The organism is Raoultella sp. (assembly GCF_039594335.1).
Taxonomy (GTDB): domain Bacteria; phylum Pseudomonadota; class Gammaproteobacteria; order Enterobacterales; family Enterobacteriaceae; genus Klebsiella.
In genome coordinates this window covers 15,811-36,667 of sequence record NZ_JBCNNS010000014.1, presented here as the reverse complement: position 1 = coordinate 36,667, position 20,857 = coordinate 15,811, and the positions used below count along the sequence as shown (strand labels likewise).

Genomic DNA, 20,857 nt, shown 5'->3' with positions numbered 1-20,857 from the left:
ATGTAACCTGATTTCGAAAGCAATCATAATCCCGTCTGCTATGCTTTTTAGTTATCCATCCCATAAACGTCTCGACCGACAATCAACAAAAACTCATGCAACATCTTGTTTCAGGAGTCCATTATGTCCCGAAGAGAACTTGCCAACGCCATTCGCGCCCTGAGCATGGACGCCGTACAAAAAGCTAACTCCGGCCACCCTGGCGCCCCGATGGGGATGGCGGATATCGCCGAAGTCCTGTGGAATGATTTCCTTAAACACAATCCCGGGAATCCGCACTGGTACGACCGTGACCGCTTTGTGCTCTCAAACGGTCATGCGTCCATGCTGCTGTATAGCTTGCTGCATCTGACCGGCTATGATCTGCCGCTATCCGAATTGAAAAACTTTCGCCAGTTACATTCGAAAACGCCCGGTCACCCGGAGCACGGCTATACTCCCGGTGTCGAGACCACAACTGGCCCGCTTGGTCAGGGGCTGGCCAACGCCGTCGGCATGGCGATTGCCGAGCGCACGCTGGCGGCGCAATTTAACCGTCCCGGTCATGACATCGTCGATCACTATATCTGGGTGTTTATGGGCGATGGCTGTCTGATGGAGGGGATTTCCCACGAAGCCAGCTCACTGGCGGGCACGCTGGGTCTCGGCAAGCTCATTGGCTTCTACGACCATAACGGCATCTCAATCGATGGTAAAACCGATGGCTGGTTCAGCGACGATACTGCCGCGCGCTTTCGGGCCTATCACTGGCACGTGATTGGCGATATTGACGGCCACGACCCGCAGGCAGTGAAACAGGCGATTCTCGAGGCGCAAAGCGTCACGGATAAACCTTCACTGATCATTTGCCGCACCGTGATTGGCTATGGCTCACCGAATAAAGCCGGTTCGGAAGAGTCCCACGGTGCAGCGCTGGGGGAAAAAGAGGTGGCGTTAACCCGCGAGAAGCTGGGCTGGAAATATCCGCCGTTCGAGATCCCCAAAGAGATTTATCAGCAATGGGATGCCCGACCGCGCGGCGAACAGGCAGAACAGACGTGGAATCAGCAGTTCGCCGCTTATCAGCAGCAGTATCCTGACCTGGCGGCGGAGCTGAAACGCAGAATGGACGGCGCTCTGCCCGAGAACTGGGGCAATACGGTACACAATTATATCGCGCAATTGCAGGCCGAGCCGGCGAAAATTGCCAGCCGTAAAGCGTCGCAAAACGCCCTGAACGCCTATGGCCCGATGCTGCCCGAATTGCTGGGCGGGTCGGCGGATCTGGCGCCGAGCAACCTCACCATCTGGTCCGGGTCAACATCCATTAAAGAGGACATCGCGGGCAACTATATTCATTATGGCGTACGTGAGTTCGGCATGACGGCAATCGGCAACGGAATTGCCCTCCATGGCGGCTTTATCCCATATACATCCACCTTCCTGATGTTCGTCGAATATGCGCGTAACGCGGCACGAATGGCGGCACTAATGAAGGCCAGACAGATTATGGTCTATACCCATGATTCGATTGGGCTCGGGGAAGATGGTCCCACTCATCAGGCGGTCGAACAGCTCGCCAGTCTGCGACTGACACCAAACTTCAGCACCTGGCGCCCCTGCGATCAGGTCGAAACGGCGGTCGCGTGGCAGGCGGCGATTGAACGACAAACCGGCCCCACCGCGCTGATTCTGTCGCGGCAAAATCTGGCGCAAATGGCGCGAACACCGCAACAGGTACAGAATATTGCCCGCGGCGGCTACGTACTGAAAGATGCGGGGGGCAAACCGGATTTAATCCTGATAGCCACCGGTTCCGAAGTGGAGATAACCGTGCAGGCGGCAGAAAAATTGCTCGCTAAAGGGGTTAACGTGCGGGTTGTGTCCCTGCCCTCAACCGATGTTTTCGATGCGCAAGATGAGGCATACCGGGAGTCGGTTCTTCCGGCTAACGTCAGTGCCAGAATTGCCGTTGAGGCCGGTATCGCCGACTACTGGTATAAATATGTTGGGCTGAAGGGCGCCATCGTGGGAATGAGAAGCTTCGGTGAATCGGCGCCAGCGGATAAACTCTTCCCGTTCTTTGGCTTCACCGCCGACCATATTGTCAGTCTTGCGGATGAGATAGGTAACGGGTAACCCATAGCGTGGGCCAGGCATCTGGCCCCTGCCAGTTATCGCACTGCGGCTGTTGCGCATAGCGGACCAGGCTAAACCGCTGACCATCATAGCGCCAGCGGGTCTGAACCCCGCAATCGCCGGGGCCGCGCCCTTTATCCAACGTCACCAGCTCGTGCCGTCGCTCATCAATACTGGCATTAATCAGTTCAATGTCACGTGCCGCATTGCCAGGCGGCTGGAAGGGCAGCGTCAGACGAACCTGGCGAGCCACATACGGCCGCTGGCGCGACACCAGCCAGGCCAGCCAGATGGTGTTGTAGGCCCCAGCTTCGCAGCTGACCATCAGTAGCACCTTCTCCTCCGTCAACGCGGTAACCCGAATCTCACGGCGGAAAGGGTCCAGCGAACAGGTGCTATTGTTCATCCGCTCGTTGCCGTAATCCATCAGGTCATTGAGTTCATCCCGGCTGAGCGGTGATTGCGAGAAGTCGATTTTACCCACCGCTCGCAGCGCAGGCGCAGGCGGCACGCTAAGCGGCGGCTCTTCGCCCTTCTCCACCCAAGCGGTTTCACTGCCGACACGCTTTTGATGGCTATCAATAAACAACAACGCAGCTTTCAGCCCTTGCAGAGAAATACTTTGCAGTCCGTTAATCAGGGTTATCGCCCGCCCTTTCTGCACCTGCTGGAGAAAAGCATCGATCGTCACGCTATCCCCGGTATTGATCAGCTTATCCGCAACCTGCCAGTGTTTATCGGTCAAGGCCAGTGGTTTACCGTCAAGCAAAAGACGAGGCGCGATCGGCGCCAGGGCGGCAACCGGGTTACCGATCCCCCCCAGCTCAATGCGCAGGCTGGCATCCGTAACGGCGCCGGCACTGCGGCTGAGGGTCATAACCAGTCCGTGATGCAGACCAACGTTGCGAGCGACGCAGAAATTCTGATTATTGCAGGTGACCAGCCAGTCGCCGAACAGCTGTTGTACCGGCGCCGCCCACGCCCACGACGTCGGTAGCAAACCGAAAAACAGAAAAAAAAGAACCCGATAAAGCATGTGCGGCACAACCTCAGAGAAGAACGCTCAAAACAGCCGTCATCTTCACCAGCGGCAGCACGTTACTCAATCAGATTTATCAGATAACCCTGCCATCAGTCCCGATGTTTGCAGATACTGCAGCAGGATCACTGCCTTTCCATCGCGTATCTCGCCGCTGTCAACCATCTGCAATGCCTGGCTGAAAGGCAGCTCCAGCACGTCGATATCTTCATCTTCAACGCCACCACCGCGCGTTTTGCGCTGCGCATCGCTGTACTCGGCGATAAAGAAATGAACAATTTCGGTCACCCCGCCGGGAGACATATACAGCTCGAACAGCTTATGCGCTTCGCCAACTTCGTACCCGGTCTCTTCGATGGCCTCTTTGCGGATGCAGGCTTCGGGCTCGTCGTTATCCAACAACCCGGCGCAGGTTTCGATCAGCATTCCGTCCTCGTTACCGTTGACCCAGGTCGCGACACGAAACTGACGGACCAACACGACGGTTTGCTTACGGCGGTTATACAACAGCACCGTGGCGCCGTTGCCGCGATCGTAAACCTCGCGCTTATGACGAACCACGCTGCCATCGCTACGCGTCAGCTCGTAGGTCATATTGCGCAAAATAAAGTAGTTCTCAGAGAGGAGTTTATCTTTGATAACGTTGATGTTGAGTGACATACGGCCCCGCAGCGTGGAATGACACTGTCATACTACGCTGCAGAGCCGGGTTTGTCGTTAGTGAAGCAAGGCCGATTTTACACCGAGATAATCCATGATCCCCTGTGCCGCATGGCGGCCTTCGGCCATCGCCGTCACCACCAAATCGGCACCGCGAACGGCATCTCCGCCGGCAAAAATTTTGTCGTGCGTGGTCTGATAGCGGTAGCGGCTCTCTACGCTGGCCTTAATCCGCCCCCGGCTATCGAGCTGTACGCCGACGGACTCCAGCCACGGCATCCCATGGGGGTGGAAACCAAAGGCCATGATCACCGCATCGGCTGGCATCACGAACTCGCTGCCCGGCAACGGCGATGGACTGCGTCGCCCCTGTGCATCCGGCTCGCCCAGCTGCGTGCGCAGAAAACGTATGCCGTTAACCCGACCGTCACTATCCAGTTCCAGCGTCACCGGCTGAACGTTAAATTCAAACTCCGCCCCTTCTTCACGGGCATTTTTCACCTCTTTTTTCGACCCCGGCATATTGACCTCATCGCGACGATAGGCACAGGTCACCTTTTTCGCCCCGTGACGCAGCGCGGTGCGCACGCAATCCATTGCCGTATCGCCGCCCCCCAGCACCACGACATTCAGCCCTCGGGTATTGATGAAAGGCTCTTCGGGTTTCTCGCTTAGACCCATGACGTGCTTAGTATTGGCAATCAGGAACGGCAGCGCGTCATAAACGCCCGAGGCTTCTTCATTCGGCAGCCCCGCTTTCATGGAACGATAGGTTCCGGCGCCGACAAATACCGCATCGTACCCGGCCAGCAATGTGGTTAACGCCACGTCCTTGCCCACTTCACACTTCAGTTCAAAGCGGATACCCATTTCAGTAAAAATCTCCCGTCGCCGGGCCAGCAGCGACTTATCCAGCTTGAAAGCCGGAATGCCAAAAGTCAGCAAACCGCCAATTTCCGGATGACGGTCAAATACCACCGGCTGCACGCCGTTTCGGATCAACCGGTCAGCGCAGGCCAGCCCCGCAGGCCCGGCACCGATAATGGCCACTTTTTTTCCGCTGTCGACAACCCGGGAGAGGTTCGGTCGCCAGCCTTGCGCCAGCGCCTGGTCGGAGATATAGCGCTCAATGTTGCCAATCGTCACCGCACCCTGTTCATCATGTAGCGTACAGGCCCCTTCACACAGGCGATCCTGCGGGCAAACGCGACCAGTTATCTCCGGCAGACAGTTGGTCTGATGGGACAGCGCCACAGCAGTGTCGATATCCCCCGCGTGTACCCGTTCAATCCACTGGGGAATCGTGTTATGCAGCGGACAGGTCCATTCGCAGATACTGTGTTCCCCGCACTGTAGGCAGCGCTCCGAAGCCTGCTGGGCCTGCCCGGCGTTAAAAGGCTGAACGATCTCGGCGAAATCCCTCCTCCGGACGGCCGCGGCCCGTTTATCCGCCTCGCTACGCAGTGAAGTTGCCGCCATTTGACTGACTTTTGCACCACCTTGCGCTAATGCCATATCACCTGGATGGGTATGCCACGGCCGCGCATCCAGACGCGCCGTACTCAGGCGTCGCTGTTTAGCCATCGTAGAAAGGGTCGCTTCCGTCGCCAGCTGCAGCGCCTGCGCCGGACAATTTTGCACACAGGCTGGTCCGCCTTCACGGCCACTGCACAGATCGCATTTATGTGCAGTGGCTTTCACTTTCTCCGCTGCCGCCGGTAACAGCACGATCTCCATGACGCCAAACGGACAGGCCACCATGCAGGATTTACAGCCGATGCACTTTTCCTCGTCAACCTGCACGCTGTCATTTATGTGGCGAATGGCATCATTCGGGCAACTGCGAGCACAGGGGGCGCTTTCACAATGGCGACATGTTATTGCGTTACGTTTTTGCTCGTGCTTCATCACGCTAATGCGCGGTAAGAAGCGCTGCGGGGTCAGAACGTGCTGTTCGTCGTTGTGTGCCATCACGCAGGCCACTTCGCAGGCTTTGCAGCCGATGCATTTGCGACTATCGCTGATAATAAAGTGGTTCATGGTATCCTTCGGTCTTCGGTTAATAACCCCTCGATTCGCATGACTATTTATTACCCGACAAAACGGGGCAGGAACAATGTTCATTTGCCCGGAATAGCGTTTTTCTGGCGATAACCCGTTTTGGATCAAATTCCTTGAGTTAACTGAAATTGCGTTTTATTTAATGTAGCAAGCAGAAAAAAATCTGACGAAGACAAACAGACACCAGGGTAAGCTGCAGTTTTTGCGCAGCGAGTCGGAGAGTTCTTTACGGTGTCGCTAAAGGCACACGATAAATTACACTATCTCCTTAATTTCTCCACGTTTGTCCGTGGAGTTGCCTATAAAGTGTCACAGACTGTGCGGTAACAAAAATGTACACAATGAGGTCTCAATTCTGATGGCGAATTTTTTTATCGATCGCCCCATTTTCGCGTGGGTTCTGGCGATCCTGCTCTGCCTGACCGGAACGCTCGCAATCTTGTCACTTCCCGTTGAGCAGTATCCCGATCTTGCGCCGCCTAACGTACGCATTACCGCCAATTACCCGGGGGCTTCCGCACAAACGCTGGAAAATACCGTCACTCAGGTTATCGAACAAAATATGACTGGCCTCGATAACCTGATGTATATGTCTTCCCAGAGCAGCTCTTCAGGTCAGGCGACGATTACGCTGACCTTTACCGCCGGAACGGATCCCAACGAGGCCATGCAGCAGGTACAAAACCAGCTGCAATCGGCAATCAAAAAACTGCCTCAGGATGTTCAAAATCAGGGGGTGACGGTACGTAAAACCGGTGATACCAACATCCTGACTATCGCGTTCGTGTCTACTGACGGCAGCATGGATAAGCAGGATATCGCCGACTACGTGGCCAGTAACATTCAGGAACCGCTCAGCCGCGTTAACGGGGTTGGCGACATTACAGCCTACGGCTCGCAATACTCAATGCGCATCTGGCTTGATCCGGCCAAACTCACTAGCGTGCAGATGACGGCGAAAGATGTCACCGACGCCATCAAATCACAGAATGCGCAGATTGCGGTCGGCCAGCTTGGCGGTACGCCATCGGTTAATAATCAGTCGCTCAATGCCACCATTAACGCCCAGTCGCTGCTACAAACGCCGCAGCAGTTCCGTGATATTACGCTGCGGGTTAATCCGGACGGTTCGCTGGTGACGCTTGGCGATGTGGCGAAAGTTGAACTGGGCGCGGAAAGCTACGATAACCTCAGCCGCTATAACCGTAACCCGGCCTCCGGCCTTGGTGTGCAACTGGCCTCTGGGGCAAACGAAATGCAGACCGCGGAGCTGGTGCTCAATCGCCTGGACGAGTTGTCGCAATATTTCCCGCACGGCCTTGAGTATAAAATTGCCTATGAAACCACCTCCTTCGTCAAGGCTTCTATCCATGACGTGGTGAAAACCTTGCTGGAAGCTATCGCGCTGGTCTTCCTGGTGATGTACCTGTTCCTGCAAAACATCCGTGCAACGCTCATCCCAACGATTGCTGTGCCAGTGGTCCTGATGGGGACCTTCGCCATCCTGTTTGCCTGCGGCTACAGTATCAACACCCTGACGATGTTCGCGATGGTGCTGGCGATAGGTCTGCTGGTGGATGATGCCATCGTGGTCGTCGAGAATGTTGAGCGCATCATGAGCGAAGAGGGCCTTTCGCCGCGTGAAGCGACACGAAAATCCATGGGCCAGATTCAGGGGGCGCTGGTCGGGATCGCTATGGTACTGTCGGCGGTTTTTATCCCGATGGCCTTCTTTGGCGGCACAACTGGCGCCATTTACCGCCAGTTTTCTATTACCATCGTTTCGGCGATGGTGCTGTCGGTACTCGTGGCCATGATCCTGACCCCGGCACTGTGCGCCACCTTGCTAAAACCGATGAAGAAGGGTGAAGAACACGGGAAAAAAGGTTTCTTTGGCTGGTTTAACCGCATGTTCAACCGCAACGCCAGCCGCTACGAAACCGCGGTGGGCAAAATTCTTCACCGTTCGCTGCGCTGGATAGTGATCTACGCGCTGCTATTGGGGGGCATGGTCTTTATGTTCTTACGCCTCCCGACGTCGTTCCTGCCCCAGGAAGACCGCGGCATGTTCCTGACCTCGGTGCAGTTGCCGAGCGGCGCAACGCAACAGCAGACCTTAAAAGTCGTGCAAAAAGTTGAGGACTATTTCTTTAGCCATGAACAGGCCAACGTTGCTTCGATTTTCGCCTCCGTTGGTTCTGGCCCGGGAGGCAACGGTCAGAACGTCGCGCGCATGTTTATCCGCCTCAAAGACTGGGGTGAACGCGATGCGAAAACCGGCACCTCGTTTGCGATCATTGAACGTGCGACAAAAGCCTTTAACAACATTAACGAGGCGCGCGTCTTTGCCACTAACCCACCGGCAATCAGCGGGCTGGGCAGTTCCGCCGGCTTTGATATGGAGCTTGAAGACCACGCCGGCAACGGACACGAGGCCCTCATGGCAGCCCGCGACACGCTGCTCGATCTGGCGGCAAAAGACGATCGACTGACCCGGGTGCGCCATAACGGCCTTGACGATAGCCCGCAACTGCAGATTGATATCGATCAGCGGAAAGCCCAGGCGCTGGGCGTTGCGATTGACGATATCAACAACACCTTGCAAACCGCCTGGGGCTCAAGCTACGTGAACGATTTTATGGACCGCGGCCGCGTGAAGAAAGTCTACGTCCAGTCCGCCGCCCCTTACCGCATGCTGCCTGACGATATTAATCTGTGGTACGTACGCAACAGCAGTGGCACGATGGTGCCCTTCTCGGCATTTGCCACATCGCACTGGCAAACCGGCTCCCCGCGTCTGGAACGCTATAACGGCTACTCGGCGGTGGAAATCATCGGTGAAGCGGCTCCGGGCATCAGCACCGGTACCGCGATGGATATCATGGAAGAGCTGACCAGACAGTTGCCAAACGGCTTTGGGCTCGACTGGACGGCCATGTCCTATCAGGAACGGCTGTCAGGCGCGCAAGCACCGGCACTGTACGCCATTTCGCTACTGGTAGTGTTCTTGTGTCTGGCAGCGCTGTACGAAAGCTGGTCTATCCCCTTTTCGGTCATGCTGGTGGTGCCGCTGGGCGTTATCGGTGCCCTGCTGGCCACCTGGATGCGCGGCCTTGAAAATGATGTCTACTTCCAGGTTGGTCTGCTAACGGTCATCGGCCTGTCGGCGAAAAACGCCATTCTGATCGTCGAATTTGCTAATGAGCTAAACGAGAAAGGGGAAGATTTGCTCGCCGCCACACTGTCGGCCTGTCGCCAGCGTCTGCGTCCGATCCTGATGACTTCACTGGCCTTTATTTTTGGGGTCCTGCCGATGGCGACCAGCACCGGCGCCGGTTCCGCTAGCCAGCATGCCGTCGGCACCGGGGTGATGGGCGGGATGATTTCCGCCACCATTCTGGCTATCTTTTTCGTTCCGCTATTCTTCGTGCTGGTTCGTCGACGCTTCCCGCAAAAAGATCGTCCGCAATAACCCGGCAGGGTCCTGAGCGTCCCGTGTCTTCCCCGCGAAATAACAAAAAGGCGACTGTAATAGTCGCCTTTTTTTATCTGCTTACAGCCGCCGGACTATTATTTTAGCCGTACGATTACCCTGCTCACATTGAGGATTTTATTTCCGAAGCATGCCTTCAATAAAATCTTTCCAGTTCCCTAGTTCATGTTCAATCATAATAGCCTCTCTTATTATTATGGGTGATTTTAAGCAAATTGGTTTGGGAAAGGAAGTGCATCAAGGTTATCGCTGCGATTGCTGGTAACCCCTTCTACGCTATCATCTCTCTGATTTGCTGCTACTATGAGCCTGAGAATGCAAATTTAATGTGATGCATAGCAACATTTCGCAACATTAAGCCTGTTTTCAGATAATTTCCACTGCCGATATCCTGTCCATTTATCCGCCACCTGCAGGCGATTTACTGATTATCGCTAGCGGTCTGGTCAATATTCGCCCAATGCATACATAGAGGGTGAAAAAGGATATTTATTCACGTGATTCACGTATTATTTTATACAGCCTTCTGTATTCAGAAAATTCTGAGTCAATCACGTAAATCAACGTAAAAGAAAAGGTTTCATTATGCTGACGATGTACGGAATCAAAAACTGCGACACCATTAAAAAGGCCCGCCGCTGGCTGGAGGCGAATCAGATTGCATATCAATTCCATGATTATCGGGCCGATGGCCTGGATCGCGAACGATTAAACACCTTTATCGCCGAACTGGGCTGGGAAGCACTGCTCAACACGCGCGGTACAACCTGGCGCAAACTCGATGAAACCGTGCGTGCCGGTATCAATAACGCCGATGCCGCCGCCGCGCTGATGCTGGAAATGCCGGCAATTATCAAACGCCCATTGCTCTGCGCGCCCGGGCAGCCTATGCTGCTGGGTTTCAGTGAACTCACTTATAAGAAGCTTGTTAACGAGGTATAGTCTATGTCTTGCCCGGTCATTGAGCTGGCTCAGCAGCTTATTCGCCGTCCTTCCCTCAGCCCCGATGATGCGGGATGTCAGGCGTTAATGATTGAACGCCTGCGTGCGATTGGTTTTACCGTGGAACCGATGGATTTCGGCGATACCCAAAACTTCTGGGCCTGGCGTGGGCACGGTGAAACGCTGGCCTTTGCCGGCCATACCGATGTTGTTCCGGCCGGCGACGCTGACCGCTGGATTAACCCGCCCTTCGAACCCACCATTCGCGACGGCATGCTGTTTGGCCGCGGTGCGGCAGATATGAAAGGCTCGCTGGCAGCCATGGTGGTTGCTGCCGAGCGTTTTGTCGCCCAGAACCCGAATCATCAAGGTCGTCTGGCCTTTTTGATCACCTCTGATGAAGAGGCCAGCGCGCACAACGGAACGGTGAAAGTCGTCGAAGCGCTGATGGCCCGCAACGAACGCCTGGACTACTGCCTGGTCGGCGAGCCGTCAAGCACCGAAGTCGTCGGCGACGTGGTCAAAAACGGTCGTCGTGGCTCGCTCACCTGCAACCTGACCATTCACGGTGTTCAGGGCCATGTCGCGTATCCGCATCTCGCCGATAACCCTGTGCACCGCGCGGCCCCTATGCTGTCGGAGCTGGTGGGGATCGAGTGGGATAAAGGCAATGAATTCTTCCCCCCTACCAGCATGCAGATAGCCAACGTGCAGGCGGGGACCGGGAGCAATAACGTGATCCCCGGCGACATGTATGTTCAGTTCAACTTCCGCTTTAGCACCGAACTGACCGATGAAATGATTAAAGCCCGCGTCGTCGAGCTGCTGGATAAATATCAGCTGCGCTATACCCTGGACTGGTGGCTATCTGGCCAGCCGTTCCTTACCAACCGTGGCAAACTGGTCGACGCGGTGGTGAACGCCATTGAGCACTATAATGAGATCAAACCCCAACTGCTGACCAACGGCGGTACCTCTGACGGTCGCTTTATCGCTCGCATGGGTGCGCAGGTGGTTGAGCTGGGACCGGTGAATGCTACCATTCACAAAATCAATGAATGTGTTAACGCCGCCGACCTGCAGCTGCTGGCGCGGATGTATCAACGCATCATGGAACAACTGGTCGCCTGACGACCTCGACCTGAAAAGAGGAAGCGCACATGGAATGGCTAATCAACCACTGGTGGATTCTGGTATTGGTATTTTTGCTGGGCGTCATGATTAACGTGATTAAGGATCTTAATCGCGTTGACCACAAAAAGTTCCTCGCCAATAAGCCGGAACTGCCGCCCCATCGCGATTGTAACGATAAGTGGGACGATGACGACGACTGGCCGAAGCACGACCAGCCGAAGAAGTAATATATCCCGCCTCCCGGCCAATCCTACACCGCCGGGAATGCCCCGGATAGCGGCGTGATACGCCTTATCCGGGGAGTACGTTCGCGAGATAATAGTCGATTAGAGCAATTCGATAATATCGTCGTCTTTCGGCGTACTACCGCTTAACGCCTCGTCAAAATAGTGCTTCGGCACGGTATAGCGCAGACGTTCAAGGGCAAACTGTATGCTGCGATCGTCAATCGCATGCCCCAGATCCTCGACAATATCCAGCGTCACATCGCCGCCAGTCTGCTGAAGCGCCTCCTGAGCCGAAACCGCCCACGCCAGATCGATAACGCGATCCTCGCCGCCGTGAATCAGATGGATGGTTGTCGCAGTGGTCGCCGACTGCGGAAGCGTCGCATACCGTCCGTTAAAGGCGATAACCCGCGATGCCAGCCCCGGCTGGGCTTTGATACTCTCCAGAGACATAATCGCCCCCTGCGAGAAACCAATCAGCGCCGTCGCCCGCGGACCGACGCCACTCTGTTTCTGCCAGTAGCGAACGATCTCAATAAAGGTCGACATAATGGAATCAATACGCGACTGGCGGTTTTCCTCCGTCACGCCCTGCACCGAGAACCACTGACGGCCCGGCGGCGGACCGCAAGGTTCCGCACCACCGATGCTAACGATCAGCGCATCCGGGAACTGCGGCGCAAACAGACTGCCGATTTGTCCCATTGAAACCGGATTATCACCGACGCCATGAAACAGCAACAGCAGCTGTTGGGCAGGTGTCGCAGGGCTTTGCACAATAAAATGGTCGTGTTTCATGGCTGTCTCCTTAGTTTACGTGGGCAGTTTACGCCGCACGCGGAATATGACCATGACATTTAACTGAATGAGTTAGTTAAAAAAATTGCAGTTCCCGGAGCTGCTGGCGTAGCTTCTGCGCCCGCAATGCGTCGAGGCTCAACAGCGCCAGTCCCGCTTCTTCGCGCAGCCTGACCAACAGCGCTTTGCGTCCCAACAGACGCAGCCCGGCGCAAATCTTCGCTTCATCCTGGCGTTGCAAACGGGCGCGAAGTGCCGGAAGCGGCAGCCCGGTGTGTAGCAGCAGACGGTTAAGGCTGCCCACCACCGCCAGCAGCGGGCGATGGGCAAACGCGAAGCCCGCCACATCCAGCCAGTCGTCATCCGTAAGCATAGCTGCTGGCGCCACCGGCTGCGGGAATAACGCTTCCCGCCACTCCCACAGCCAGAACTCATCGCGCGCCAGACGCTGCGACTCCCGCAGCACCAGTTCGTGCCCCGCAGAGCTTAACGGATAAAGCGCCATCGCCGTGTAGCACCCGCTGCTTGCCTCTCGATGGGTACCTAAACGCACCAGCGTAAAACCGCAGCGCCGCCAGAAGCGCTCTAGCTCTGGCGTATAGCCAAAGCTGACCGATAGATAATCGAGACCGTGGCTTTGCGCTACCGCCCGGGCGACCAGAGCCTGACCAAGCCCCTCACGCTGGCGGGTCGGGTGCACAGCGATACGGGTGATTCGCTGCGCCAGTAGCGTGGCCGCCAGCGGGCTTCCACCGTGGGCCGCCAGCGACTGCGCCACCAGATTACCGCGTGGGCGGCGAAAACCGGCCCATACCGCCCGGCTAAGCGCAGGGTCAAGCCCCCCCTCCTCTACCCGCCATAGAGCTCCGGCCACACCGTTGTTCGTGCGGGCGCAGGTAAAATGCTGACCCGGCGCATCCATCATCCGCCGCAAATCCAGCGGCGATGTGCGGTAATGTGCGCCGGAGAGCAGCTGATACATAGCCTCGGCCAGCCCGTCCTGCTGTTGCCAGCTGTCCTGCCCCACCGCCTCAAACGTTACCTCCCCCGTTGGAGATTGCGTAAAGGTTTCATCACCAAACAGGAGTAATTCACTGACCAATGCTTCCAGCGGACAGCCAAGTGCCCAGCGGATAGGAGCAAGCAGACTAAACTGGCGCAGATGGGGAAAGCTGGCACAAAATTTGAGCAGAAAGCCGCGGCCGGTGCCTTCATAGCCCTGTACCGTGGTGGTCAGCAAGGTGCGAGGAAAACGGGCGACCAACTGGCGAAGCAGCGGCCCAGGAATGGCGGCCGCTTCATCAACGATCAGCCATGATGCCTGAGCATTGCTGGCCAACAACGCATCCGGCGCCATAAAGCGAAAATCGTCGCCGGCGAACGTCGCCATCACCTCGGTCGCTCCGCGCGCTGGGGCGGTGACGATAGCATCGCCCGCCAGCTGACGTATCAACATTCCCGCCAGTGCGGATTTTCCTCGCCCACGCTCGGCGGTAACCACGGCAATGCCCGCAGGGAGTGCGCTCAGACTGGCCAGAATAGCGGCCTGTCCGACCTGAGGATGACCGTCAGCCGGGTGCCAGAGCGGTCGTGGCACGTCGTCCGGTAGCGTCAGCGGCTCATTCTGGCGCCAGACGATCGCCTCAGGATTCGCGCAGACCCGCTGGCAAAAACGGTGGACAAAATGGGGAGTGGGAATAGGCTCCGGCGCGTCGCTCCAGCGCTGAGAATCCGTATCTGGCCGCGTTGGCCAACAGGCGAAAGACGGCGTCAGCAGGATCAGCCAGCTTCCCGCTTTCAACGTCCCGCTCAGGGCAGCAAAAGCCGCCGCGTCAAAGCCGCTGCGGGCATCAAAGAAGGCATGATTGTATTCACGGCCGAGCAGAGATTTGAGGGCCTCCGGCGAGATACAGGGCTCTTCCATGGGCTGCGGACCCACCCACAAACCGTCGCCGGCCAGCCGTTTACGCAGCGGCAGCGCCTGCTGCAGGCACCATGCATCGTCGCCGCTGAGCACCAGCAGACGTCGAATGCCCTGCTGCGCCATCCGCGCCGTCAGGTTAAGTAATTGATCCATTTACAACGGCGATCAGAGCGCATGACCAAATGTATTGCACTGCGCCGGGTCTCCGCTGTCAAAACCGCGCTTAAACCAGGTATAGCGCTGCTGCGAAGTACCGTGGGTAAAGCTGTCCGGAACCACGCGTCCTTGGCTTTGTTGTTGCAGGCGATCGTCGCCGATCGCTTCTGCGGCATTGAGGGCTTCCTGCAGGTCGCCGGTCTCCAGCACATTCTGCTTCTGCATATTATGGCCCCAGACACCGGCAAAACAGTCGGCCTGCAGCTCCATTTTCACCGACAGGCGGTTTACTTCCGTCGGCGAGGCATTCTGCTGCAACTGGCGCACTTTCGATTCAATCCCCAGCAGCTTTTGCACGTGGTGGCCGACTTCATGGGCGATAACATAGCCCTGAGCAAAATCGCCATCCGCCCCCAGCTTATTCTTCATTTCGTCATAGAAAGAGAGGTCAATATAGACCGTGCTGTCCGTCGGGCAGTAGAACGGCCCCATGACCGATTGCCCGGTTCCACAGCCAGTCCGGGTGGCGCCGCGATAAAGCACCAGCTTCGGCTGCGGATACTGACGCCCCATCTTTTCAAAAATGGGCCCCCAGGTATCTTCGGTTGTCGCCAGGATAACCGAGGTAAACTTCGCAGCTTCATCATCTTTCGGGCTGACAGAACGCTGGGTCGTCGTTTGCTGCTGGCCGATCGGTTCTCCCGTCAACATGCCGGTTAAGTCAACGCCGTAATAGCCCGCAACCAGCACGATAATCAGCAGGACGATACCGCCCTTGCCGCTGGGGAGGCGAAAACCACCGCCGCCGCCCATTGGCGACCCCGAACTATTTCGTCTGTCTTCCACATTGTCGCTCTCGCGACGCCCTTGCCAGCGCATAGGCACCTCAACATAACATATTCACGAATATGAGAGATCGTAGGCGCTTAAAAGGAAAATTACCACAGGAAACAACAAGAAGAGCGCCAGAAGGTAGAGCGCCAGAAGGTAGAGCGACCTTCTGGCGAAGGGAGGATTAGTCGAGCTTAACGCCAAGGCGATGAGCCACTTCTTCGTAGGCCTCAATCAGGCCACCGAGGCTCTGGCGGAAGCGGTCTTTGTCCATTTTATCGAGGGTATTTTTATCCCACAGACGGCTGCCATCTGGTGAAAACTCGTCGCCCAGCACCACTTCGCCCTTGAACAGACCAAACTCCAGCTTGAAATCGACCAGGATCAGGCCGGCGTCATCAAACAGCTTTTTCAATACGTCGTTGGCTTTGAAAGTCAGTTCCTGCATGCGTGCCAGATTCTTTTTGCTTACCCAGCCAAAAGTCTCGCAGTAAGACTCGTTGACCATCGGATCGTGCATCGCATCATTTTTCAGGAACAGGTCAAACAGCGGAGGATTGAGTTCAATCCCTTCTTCAATACCCAGACGTTTAACCAGAGAACCGGCGGCGCGGTTACGGACCACGCACTCCACCGGAACCATCTCCAGCTTTTTAACCAGACATTCGGTATCGGAGAGCAGTGCTTCCATCTGAGTTGGGATGCCGGCTTCTTCCAGTTTGCTCATAATGAAATGGTTAAATTTGTTGTTCACCATGCCTTTACGATCGAACTGCTCAATGCGAGCGCCATCTCCTGCTGAAGTATCGTTACGGAATTCGAGTACCAGCAGGTCCGGATTCTCCGTGCTGTAAACGGTTTTCGCTTTACCACGATACAACTCAGCTTGCTTTTTCATCTTTCACCACTCCAGTGATATTAAGTCAAAAAATACGTTTCCGCCGGTACACGAAATCATTCAAAGTGTATCGAGGCGACAACTAAGCGAATCCCCAGGAGCTTACATCAGTAAGTGACTGGGATGAACGAAGGAAGCCAACAAAGAGACAATTTGAAGGATGATGTGTACACGCACACGTTTGCGTCACTATACATGAAAAAGGGCTGGATTGCTCCAGCCCTGTTTATTACTTACTGAATGCGGCCTGGAATACGGCGACCAAGGCGTCATTCTGCGACTGTGTCAACGTATGGCCTTTCGGGTCGATGAACTGCAGACTGCTGCGGTTATCAAGGTCGCCGACCTGCAGTTTGTAGTCACCTGATACCAGTTGCGGATCGCTGGCACCCAGCGCCTGCCAGCTGCTGTCGGACAGCGGCTTGTAGGTCAGCGCCATGCTGCCTTGCGAGCGAGTGCTATCCGTCACCTTCATGCCCACTTTTTCCAATGCGCCCGGCAGACGTTGCCACACCATGTTGAATGGTGCGCGAACAACCAGCATTGGCAGACCCGTATCGTCGGCAGCGCTCTGCACATCGAAGGTCGCACCGGCATTTTTCTGCGCCGCATTCTGCGCGCTGGTGGCGTTCATATCCAGACCCTCGGAAATGACGTTCAGCATCGACGTGCTATAGCGTTGCAGAGAAGCCGGATCGGATACCGGTTTCCCGGCCTGCTCAAGGTTCACCAGCTTCACGATAACCGCCTGCTGATAACCCTGCGGTTTCACTGAGATTTGATAGCGACCACGATACTGCTGGTCTTCATCGAGGCGATTCCATTCAACCCAGTCGGTATTCAGCGTCTGGCTGGCATCGTCACGTTTGGTGATGACATAGTTCTTAGACTGTACGATGCTGGCTACCTGCGCCCACAGCGAACCGCTACGACCGTTCTCAACCATCAGCGTGGCGGTATCACCAGTAAACTGAGTACGAGCGCCGCTCACCAGTGCCAGAGGCTGAGCCGGAGGGCGGATGTCCAGAGCTTTGCCCACTGCGCCTGCGCTGGTTGCAACAGGAATATTATAATCACCAACCTGAACCGGCAGAATCATGCCCGCAGGTGCGTGCAGTTCACTGAGCGGCGTAGCTTGAAGATAGGCCTCATCGCCTCCCACCTGACGTTTGTAGCGTGAGTCGGAACTACAGGCCGCGAGAAGCAGGACCAATGAAACACCCGCAACCTTCGTCAGGCGCGACTTCTGTACTGAGTAAGCCATCAAATCTCCCTAAACTTTACAGCAAACCGGCATGCTTCAGCGCTGCGGTAACGGCCTGAGTACCCTGTTCGGTAATCGGCGTCATCGGCAGACGAAGCGTATCGGTTGCCACAAGACCCAACGCCTTACATGCCCATTTCACGGGGATCGGGTTGGGTTCGACAAATAATTTTGTATGCAATGGCATCAGACGTTGGTTAATTGCACGAGCTTGCGCGAACTGACCTTCCACAGCCAGTCGGCACATATCCGCCATTTCGCGAGCCGCAACGTTCGCCGTGACGGAAATCACGCCCTGACCGCCGAGCTGCATAAAGTCCATTCCGGTGGCATCATCGCCGCTCAACAGAATAAAGTCATCTGAAACCAGCTCTTTGATCTGATGAACACGACTTAAGTTCCCGGTCGCTTCCTTAATACCGATAATATTTTTTACTTCCGCCAGGCGACCGACAGTTTCCGGCAGCATGTCGCAACCGGTACGGGATGGCACATTATACAGAATTTGCGGCAGATCGGTGTGTTCGGCGATGGCTTTAAAGTGTTGGAACAATCCTTCCTGGGTCGGACGATTGTAATAAGGGGTGACCGTCAGGCAACCGACAACACCGCTGTTGTTAAAACGCCTGGTCAGGCTAATCGCCTCTGCGGTTGCATTTGCACCGGTACCTGCGATGACCGGGATACGCCCGTCAGCCAGTTCAAGCGTCATCATCACGACATCGCCATGTTCTTCATGGCTTAAGGTCGCGGATTCTCCGGTAGTCCCTACCGATACGATCGCCGAGGTTCCGCTGGCGACATGGTAATCAATCAGTTTTTTCAGGCTTGATCGGCAGACGTTACCTTTTTCATCCATCGGCGTGACAAGCGCTACAATACTTCCCGTGAACATGGGCCATCCTCAGAGCTGAAGTGCGACAAGATTGTCAATGTTACGTTTGGTGCCGCAATAAAAGCAAGAGACCCGATGCCATCAGGGATGTTGTATGCCGGTTTTTTTTATGCTTTCCTAATGTTACCTCACCTTTTTAAAGGAAGAACAGGTTTGACCGCCTCATTACAACACTATCTGGTTATTACCGCTTTGGGCGCTGACCGTCCCGGCATCGTGAACACCATCACCCGCCACGTCAGCAGCTGCGGCTGTAATATCGAAGACAGCCGGCTGGCCATGCTTGGTGACGAATTTACGTTTATCATGCTGCTTTCAGGTTCATGGAACGCGATTACACTTATCGAATCGACCCTGCCGCTGAAAGGAGCTGAGCTGGATTTGCTGATCGTGATGAAGCGGACGACCGCCCGGCCTCCTCAGGCCATGCCAAACACCGTCTGGGTCCAGGTTGAGGTACCGGACTCGCCGCACATTATCGAGCGTTTCACTGCCCTGTTTGACGCGTGGAATATGAACATCGCCGAACTGGTTTCTCGTACCCAGGTTAGCGGTGATGACGATTCAGCGCAGTTGTTTATTCAGATAACCGCACACAGCCCTGCAACACAAAATGCATCAAATATCGAACAAGCGTTCAAAGCCCTATGTACAGAACTGAACGCACAAGGCAGTATTAACATCGTTAATTATTCACAACATGATGAACAGGATGGAGTTTGAGTAATGAATCCACTGAAAGCCGGTGATATTGCACCGAAATTTAGCTTACCGGACCAGGACGGCGAGGAAGTAAATTTGACCGACTTCCAGGGACAGCGTGTTCTGGTTTATTTTTACCCGAAAGCCATGACCCCGGGTTGTACCGTTCAGGCCTGCGGCCTGCGCGATAATATGGATGACTTAAAAAAAGCCGGTGTTGAGGTCTTGGGTATCAGTACTGATAAACCGGAAAAACTCTCCCGTTTCGCCGAAAAAGAGCTGCTGAACTTCACGCTGCTGTCTGATGAAAATCACCAGGTGTGTGAACAGTTTGGCGTCTGGGGCGAAAAATCGTTTATGGGGAAAACCTACGACGGTATTCACCGCATTAGCTTCCTGATCGATAGCAACGGCAAAGTCGAACACGTGTTTGATAACTTTAAAACCAGCAATCACCATGATGTGGTGCTGAACTGGTTGAAAGAAAACGGCTAACGTACTACCTGACGCAGGACGCCAGGTCGTGATTCACTGACCCGGCGTCCGTTTTCTTTCCCGCGTTTCCAGTCACGGACTAATTGTCGTCTTCCACCACCAGGCCATCTGGCCACGCATGTACCACCGCTTTGATAAGGGTCGCCAGCGGAATCGCAAAAAAGACGCCCCAGAATCCCCACAGCCCGCCAAAGATAACCACCGACAGGATAATCACCAGCGGATGCAGGTTGACGGCTTCTGAAAACAGCACCGGTACCAGCAGGTTACCGTCGAGCCCCTGAATAATCAGGTACACCGCAAACAGGCTCCAGAACTCCGTGCCTGCGCCAAACTGGAACAGCGCCACGCCCACGACCGGAATGGTCACCACGAAGGCACCGATGTACGGAATCAGCACCGAGAAGCCGACCAGCACCGCCAGCAGCAGCGAATAGTTGAGATCAAACAGGATAAAGCCTATCCACGTTGCCACCCCGACGACAATCATCTCCAGCACCTTGCCGCGGATATAGTTGGTGATCTGCTGATTCATCTCTTTCCATACCTGCCCCGCCAGCCCGCGGTTGCGCGGCAGCACGCGGCGCACGGCATTCAGCATCTGCTCTTTGTCTTTCAGCAGAAAGAACACCATCAGCGGCACCAGCACCAGATAGACCGCCAGAGTCAGTAAACCGACCAGCGAAGCCAGAGAGTATTTGACCACCGAATCGCCGACGGTGAGCACGCGGTTGCGCATATTGTCCGCCATGGCGTCGAGAATACCGGCATCCATCAGCGCCGGGTAACGGCGCGGCACCGTGGCAGCAAAATCGGAAAGCTTATTGAGCATGCCAGGCATATCGCGAATCAGATTAATGCCCTGCTGCCAGGCAACAGGCATCACCACAAACGCCATCAGCAACAATATGCCCACGAACAGAATCAGCACGAACGAGGTTGCCCAGGTTCGCGACAGCCCTACGCGCTCCAGCCTGACAGTTGGCCATTCCAGCAGATAAGCCAGCACGATAGCGACCAGCAATGGCGCCAGCAGGCCGCTGAAAAAAAACATGATCCCGAACCCGGCCAGCAAAATAACCAGCAGCGCTATCGCTTCTGGATCGCTAAACCGACGACGGTACCACTGCATTAACATCTCAAGCATAAAACCCTTCCCTGAAGCGCTTAGCGGCAAAAAAACCGAGGGAATTGTATCTAAATGTCACCGGAAAGACTTC

18 protein-coding genes are annotated in these 20,857 nt (G+C 55.5%); 7 read left to right on the top strand and 11 right to left on the bottom strand.

What is annotated here, in order from left to right:
- Window positions 1-123: 123 nt before the first annotated feature.
- Window positions 124-2,118: a transketolase gene (gene tkt, locus ACZAHD_RS03910; RefSeq protein ID WP_462455617.1), complete on the top strand. Its 1,995-nt coding sequence runs from the start codon at window positions 124-126 to the stop codon at window positions 2,116-2,118.
- Here tkt and ACZAHD_RS03905 read toward each other — a convergent pair.
- The 3 genes from ACZAHD_RS03905 to aegA form a co-directional block, all read right to left on the bottom strand.
- Window positions 2,087-3,154: a DUF1176 domain-containing protein gene (locus ACZAHD_RS03905; protein WP_462455616.1), complete on the bottom strand. Its 1,068-nt coding sequence runs from the start codon at window positions 3,152-3,154 to the stop codon at window positions 2,087-2,089. The genes tkt and ACZAHD_RS03905 overlap by 32 nt on opposite strands.
- 66 nt (window positions 3,155-3,220) lie before the next feature.
- Window positions 3,221-3,817, bottom strand: a complete 597-nt coding sequence (nudK, locus tag ACZAHD_RS03900) for a GDP-mannose pyrophosphatase NudK (RefSeq protein WP_462455615.1) — start codon at window positions 3,815-3,817, stop codon at window positions 3,221-3,223.
- Between the two features lie 57 nt (window positions 3,818-3,874).
- Window positions 3,875-5,857: a formate-dependent uric acid utilization protein AegA gene (gene aegA, locus ACZAHD_RS03895; RefSeq protein ID WP_462455614.1), complete on the bottom strand. Its 1,983-nt coding sequence runs from the start codon at window positions 5,855-5,857 to the stop codon at window positions 3,875-3,877.
- A gap of 379 nt (window positions 5,858-6,236) precedes the next feature.
- Between aegA and acrD the strand changes: the two genes are divergently transcribed.
- A complete protein-coding gene (acrD, locus tag ACZAHD_RS03890; RefSeq protein ID WP_462455613.1) occupies window positions 6,237-9,350 on the top strand; it encodes a multidrug efflux RND transporter permease AcrD in 3,114 nt (1,037 codons plus the stop codon).
- Window positions 9,351-9,488: 138 nt separating this feature from the next.
- Here acrD and ypfM read toward each other — a convergent pair whose 3' ends face one another.
- Window positions 9,489-9,548 carry a protein YpfM gene (gene ypfM / locus ACZAHD_RS03885; RefSeq protein ID WP_100181659.1) on the bottom strand — a complete coding sequence of 20 codons (60 nt, stop codon included), beginning with the start codon at window positions 9,546-9,548 and terminating at the stop codon, window positions 9,489-9,491.
- A 408-nt stretch (window positions 9,549-9,956) separates the two neighbouring features.
- On the opposite strand from ypfM, the gene ACZAHD_RS03880 reads away from it, so the two are divergent.
- From ACZAHD_RS03880 to ACZAHD_RS03870, 3 genes are read left to right on the top strand one after another with little or no spacing between them, the layout of a single operon-like run.
- Entirely contained in the window at window positions 9,957-10,313 is a 357-nt protein-coding gene (locus ACZAHD_RS03880) for an ArsC family reductase (RefSeq protein WP_462455612.1), read from the top strand.
- A 3-nt stretch (window positions 10,314-10,316) separates the two neighbouring features.
- A complete protein-coding gene (gene dapE, locus ACZAHD_RS03875; RefSeq protein WP_462455611.1) occupies window positions 10,317-11,444 on the top strand; it encodes a succinyl-diaminopimelate desuccinylase in 1,128 nt (375 codons plus the stop codon).
- 29 nt (window positions 11,445-11,473) lie between these two features.
- On the top strand, window positions 11,474-11,674 hold the full coding sequence (locus ACZAHD_RS03870; RefSeq protein WP_462455610.1) for a YpfN family protein: 201 nt from the start codon (window positions 11,474-11,476) through the stop codon (window positions 11,672-11,674).
- A 99-nt stretch (window positions 11,675-11,773) separates the two neighbouring features.
- Here the strand turns inward: ACZAHD_RS03870 and ypfH are convergent, their stop codons facing one another.
- The 6 genes from ypfH to dapA all read right to left on the bottom strand — a co-directional run bounded on the left by ypfH (window position 11,774) and on the right by dapA (window position 18,440).
- Complete coding sequence (gene ypfH / locus ACZAHD_RS03865; RefSeq protein ID WP_462455609.1) at window positions 11,774-12,472, bottom strand: esterase; 699 nt, start codon at window positions 12,470-12,472, stop codon at window positions 11,774-11,776.
- Window positions 12,473-12,548: 76 nt separating this feature from the next.
- The gene (locus ACZAHD_RS03860) at window positions 12,549-14,549 is read right to left on the bottom strand and encodes a tRNA(Met) cytidine acetyltransferase TmcA (protein WP_462455608.1); all 2,001 of its coding nucleotides are present in this window, start codon (window positions 14,547-14,549) and stop codon (window positions 12,549-12,551) included.
- A gap of 12 nt (window positions 14,550-14,561) precedes the next feature.
- Window positions 14,562-15,431 (bottom strand): KPN_02809 family neutral zinc metallopeptidase, encoded by an 870-nt coding sequence (gene ypfJ, locus ACZAHD_RS03855; RefSeq protein WP_462455607.1) that lies wholly within the window; start codon window positions 15,429-15,431, stop codon window positions 14,562-14,564.
- Between the two features lie 136 nt (window positions 15,432-15,567).
- Window positions 15,568-16,281, bottom strand: coding sequence for a phosphoribosylaminoimidazolesuccinocarboxamide synthase (gene purC / locus ACZAHD_RS03850; protein WP_462455606.1), 714 nt, complete (start codon window positions 16,279-16,281; stop codon window positions 15,568-15,570).
- 229 nt (window positions 16,282-16,510) lie between these two features.
- Entirely contained in the window at window positions 16,511-17,545 is a 1,035-nt protein-coding gene (bamC, locus tag ACZAHD_RS03845; protein WP_462455605.1) for an outer membrane protein assembly factor BamC, read from the bottom strand.
- Between the two features lie 16 nt (window positions 17,546-17,561).
- The gene (dapA, locus tag ACZAHD_RS03840) at window positions 17,562-18,440 is read right to left on the bottom strand and encodes a 4-hydroxy-tetrahydrodipicolinate synthase (RefSeq protein WP_462455604.1); all 879 of its coding nucleotides are present in this window, start codon (window positions 18,438-18,440) and stop codon (window positions 17,562-17,564) included.
- A 153-nt stretch (window positions 18,441-18,593) separates the two neighbouring features.
- Here dapA and ACZAHD_RS03835 point away from each other — a divergent pair, with 153 nt between their 5' ends.
- Together ACZAHD_RS03835 and bcp are read left to right on the top strand one after the other, a co-directional pair.
- Complete coding sequence (locus ACZAHD_RS03835; RefSeq protein ID WP_004866176.1) at window positions 18,594-19,163, top strand: glycine cleavage system transcriptional repressor; 570 nt, start codon at window positions 18,594-18,596, stop codon at window positions 19,161-19,163.
- 3 nt (window positions 19,164-19,166) lie between these two features.
- Window positions 19,167-19,637 (top strand): thioredoxin-dependent thiol peroxidase, encoded by a 471-nt coding sequence (gene bcp / locus ACZAHD_RS03830; RefSeq protein ID WP_100683280.1) that lies wholly within the window; start codon window positions 19,167-19,169, stop codon window positions 19,635-19,637.
- Between the two features lie 79 nt (window positions 19,638-19,716).
- Here bcp and ACZAHD_RS03825 read toward each other — a convergent pair whose 3' ends face one another.
- Window positions 19,717-20,784, bottom strand: coding sequence for an AI-2E family transporter (locus ACZAHD_RS03825; RefSeq protein WP_462455603.1), 1,068 nt, complete (start codon window positions 20,782-20,784; stop codon window positions 19,717-19,719).
- Between the last annotated feature and the right edge of the window lie 73 nt (window positions 20,785-20,857).